Origin of the sequence: Stenotrophomonas maltophilia group sp. Smal17 (assembly GCF_030237045.1) — a bacterium.
GTDB lineage: Bacteria > Pseudomonadota > Gammaproteobacteria > Xanthomonadales > Xanthomonadaceae > Stenotrophomonas > Stenotrophomonas forensis.
In genome coordinates, this window is record NZ_JASJSU010000108.1 from 1 (window position 1) to 3,685 (window position 3,685).

Consider the following 3,685-nt stretch of genomic DNA (forward strand, 5'->3'; position numbering starts at 1 on the left):
ATCGAGCCCCCAGGGACGGGTTTACGGCGTGTCCTGCAAGCCCACACCGCCCCGCCATCCCACGGAATGCCAGCTTTCGCTGTTGCTGTTGCTGTTGCCGGCCAGCGGCCGGCACTACCGCAGGTGCAGGGCGCAGCCCTGCCGAACACCCCTTACAACGGCAGCGGCGCTTGCGCCGGGTCGATCCGTCCTTCACCGCGGGTGATCTTCTTGAATTCGGCGCGGCTGACCGACACGTAGCGGTCATTGCCGCCGATCTCCACCTGCGGGCCATCCTGTACCGCGTGGCCATGCTCGTCCACGCGCACGGTCATAGTGGCCTTCTTGCCGCTGTGGCAGATGGTCTTGATCTCCTGCATCTCGTCGGCCCAGGCCAGCAGGTACTGGCTGCCTTCGAACAGCTCGCCGCGGAAATCGGTGCGCAGGCCGTAGCAGAGCACCGGAATGCGCAGCTGGTCGACCACCTCGCTGAGCTGCCAGACCTGGGCGCGGGTCAGGAACTGCGCCTCATCCACCAGCACGCAGCCCATCGGCCCGTTCGCCGCCAGATCCTGCTCGACCCAGCGCTGCAGGTCGGTATCGCGGTCGAAGGCCATGCCATCGGCGCGCAGGCCGATGCGCGAAGCGACCACGCCGGCGCCGGCACGATCGTCCAGGCGCGGGGTCAGGATCGCCACCCGCATGCCGCGCTCGCGGTAGTTGTGCGCGCTCTGCAGCAGGGTGGTGGTCTTGCCGGCGTTCATCGCCGAATAGTAGAAGTAGAGCTTGGCCATCGACGGATTGTACGCCGCAGCCCCAGTCCGCCGAAGCCGTTCAGCAACCCCACCGGCGGCCGGCTGTGGTCGTCACCCGGCCCCGCTACAATCCTGTCCCCATGCACGGTCTCAATCCCCCCCAAGCCGCCGCCGTCCTGCACATCGAAGGTCCGTTGCTGGTGCTCGCCGGTGCCGGCAGCGGCAAGACCCGCGTGATCGTGGAAAAGATCGCCCACCTGATCGGCTGTGGCCGCTATCCGGCGCGCCGCATCGCGGCGATCACCTTCACCAACAAGTCGGCCAAGGAAATGCGCGAGCGCGTGGCCAAGCGCCTGCGCGAGCAGGACGCCGACGAGGTGACGATCTGCACCTTCCATGCGCTGGGCCTGAAGTTCCTGCAGATCGAGCACGCTGCGGTGGGCCTGAAGCGCGGCTTCTCGATCTTCGATGCCGACGATGCGGCGGCACAGATCAAGGATCTGATGTACGGGGCCAAGCCCGACGACATCGAGGACATGAAGAACCTGGTGTCGCGCGCGAAGAATGCCGGCCTGTCGCCCGAGCAGGCGATGGCCGCCGCACGCAGCAACCGCGAGAAGGAAGCAGCCAGCGTCTACGAGCGCTACCAGCTGCGCCTGACCGCGTTCAACGCGGTCGACTTCGACGACCTGATCCGCCTGCCGGTGCAGGTGCTGGAAGAAAACCCGGACATCGCCGTGGCCTGGCGCGAGCGCATCGGCTACCTGCTGGTGGACGAATGCCAGGACACCAACGACGCGCAGTACCGGCTGCTCAAGCAGCTGGCCGGCGACAAGGGCAACTTCACCTGCGTGGGTGACGATGACCAGTCGATCTATGCCTGGCGCGGCGCCAACCCGGAAAACCTGCAGCAGATGGGGCGCGATTACCCCGCGCTGGAGATCATCAAGCTGGAGCAGAACTACCGTTGCTCCAACCGCGTGCTGCGCGCGGCCAATGCGCTGATCGCCAACAACCCGCACGAGCACCTGAAGAAGCTGTGGAGCGACCAGGCCGACGGCGAGCGCATCCGCGTGTGGGAATGCCGCAACAGCGAGCACGAAGCCGAAAAGGTCGCGGCCGAGATCGCCTTCGTGGCGCAGTCGCGCAATGTGCCGTGGAGTGATTTCTGCATCCTGTTCCGCGGCAACTTCCAGTCGCGGCCGCTGGAAAAGGCGATGCAGCTGCTGCGCATCCCGTACCACCTGACCGGCGGCACCATGTTCCTGGAGCGCCAGGAAGTGAAGGACACGCTGGCCTGGCTGCGCCTGCTGGTGAACCCGGACGACGACACCGCGTTCATGCGCGCGGTGCAGTCGCCCAAGCGCGACGTCGGCGCCGGCACGCTGGCCAAGCTGGCCGAACTGGCACAGGAAAAGGACATGCCGATGGCGCAGGCCGCCGAGGCGATCGGTGCCCTGCAGCAGCTGCCGCCGCGTGCGGCCAACAGCCTGGCGCGCTTCACCGACATCCTGCGCGACCTGCGTGCGCAGACCCGGCAGGTCACCTCCGGTGACATGATCCGCAAGGTCGCCAAGGAGTCCGGCCTGCTCAGCGAGCTGCGCCAGCAGGCCAAGGAAGAGGCCAGCTACCAGCGCCGCGCCAACAACATCGAGGAACTGGCGCAGTGGTTCGAGGGCGGCCCGCGCGGTGCCACCGCCGCCGACCTGGCCGGTCAGCTGGCGCTGCTGTCGCGCAGCGACAAGGACGAGGGCGGCAACCAGGTGCGGATGATGACCATGCATGCCTCCAAGGGGCTGGAATTCCCGTATGTCTTCATCGTTGGCTGCGAGGATGGCGTGCTGCCGCACCAGGTCAGCCTGGACGAGGGCAATCTGCAGGAAGAACGGCGCCTGCTGTACGTGGGCATCACCCGCGCCAAGATCCAGCTGTGGATGAGCTACAGCAAGCTGACCCGCAAGTTCGGTGAGCACGTGCGGCTGAAGCCGAGCCGGTTCTTCGAGGAGATTCCGGCCGAGGAGATCCAGCGCGATGGTGCTGATCCGGTGGCCGATGCGGCGCGCAAGAAGGAGCGGGCGAGTGCGGGGTTGGCGGCGATCGAGGCGTTGTTCGATTGATCGGCGAACGGCGCAGCCCCTCGTGGTTGGCGCCGTTCGCATTACATCTGTGGTTGGCCGGGTAGATGGGCTGCGCAGGGGACGCTGCAAGTACGTCCCTGTAAGCTCGGTCGCCGCATCCATGCGGCTCACGCCCCTGCGCAACCCATCTACCCTGCCCTGGACAGGTTCCGTGCGCGCCAGCCACGGAAAAGAAAAAAGAAGATCAAAGGCCACGGCAACAGCTGGGTGATGAGGCAGAATCGGGGTTTCGGCTGGAGGTCTGCGCGTGCATCCCATCGAAAGTGAACGCCTGCGTCTGCGTGCGATCGAGCCCGACCGCGATGCGGCGCCGATGCTGGCGCTGTTGAATGATCCGGGCTTCGTGCGCTTCATCGGCGACCGCAACGTGCACAGCGAGGAACAGGCGCGCGAGTACATCGCGCTGCGGGTGCTGCACAGCTATGCGTTGAACGGCTTCGGCATGTACGCGATCGAGCGCCTGTCCGACGGTGCATGGCTGGGCAATGCCGGGCTGGTGCGGCGCGATGGCCTGCCGGGGCCGGATATCGGCTATGCGGTGCTTTCGGAATTCGCCGGGCGGGGCTATGCCGGTGAGGCGGCGCGGGCGGTGTTCGCCTACGCGCGTGGCGAACTGGGCCTGCACGATCTGTATGGCATCACCGATCTGGACAACGTTGCGTCCGGGAAGATCCTGCTGGGCCTGGGCATGCAGCAACGCGGGGTGATCCAGCTGCCGGGCGTGGACAGCCCGAGCCAGCTGTATGCCACGCAGGGCGCGGCGCAGGTCTGACCCCGCGCCGTGGGGGGGGGGGGGGGGCGGGGGGGGGGGGG

General features: G+C 67.0%; 3 protein-coding genes. 2 read left to right on the forward strand and 1 reads right to left on the reverse strand.

Annotated elements, in window-relative coordinates; all coding sequences use genetic code 11:
* Positions 1 to 152: 152 nt before the first annotated feature.
* Positions 153 to 773: a thymidine kinase gene (locus QRO93_RS19055; protein WP_008264720.1), complete on the reverse strand. Its 621-nt coding sequence runs from the start codon at positions 771 to 773 to the stop codon at positions 153 to 155.
* A 101-nt stretch (positions 774 to 874) separates the two neighbouring features.
* On the opposite strand from QRO93_RS19055, the gene QRO93_RS19060 reads away from it, so the two are divergent.
* Complete coding sequence (locus tag QRO93_RS19060) at positions 875 to 2,851, forward strand: UvrD-helicase domain-containing protein (RefSeq protein WP_164087310.1); 1,977 nt, start codon at positions 875 to 877, stop codon at positions 2,849 to 2,851.
* Positions 2,852 to 3,119: 268 nt separating this feature from the next.
* Complete coding sequence (locus QRO93_RS19065) at positions 3,120 to 3,644, forward strand: GNAT family N-acetyltransferase (RefSeq protein WP_180878558.1); 525 nt, start codon at positions 3,120 to 3,122, stop codon at positions 3,642 to 3,644.
* The last annotated feature ends 41 nt before the right edge of the window (positions 3,645 to 3,685 follow it).

Coding starts and splice junctions, on each gene's coding strand:
- QRO93_RS19060 (WP_164087310.1), top strand. CDS start 875: ATGCACGGTCTCAATCCCCCCCAAGCCGCCGCCGTCCTGCACATCGAA.
- QRO93_RS19055 (WP_008264720.1), bottom strand. CDS start 773: ATGGCCAAGCTCTACTTCTACTATTCGGCGATGAACGCCGGCAAGACC.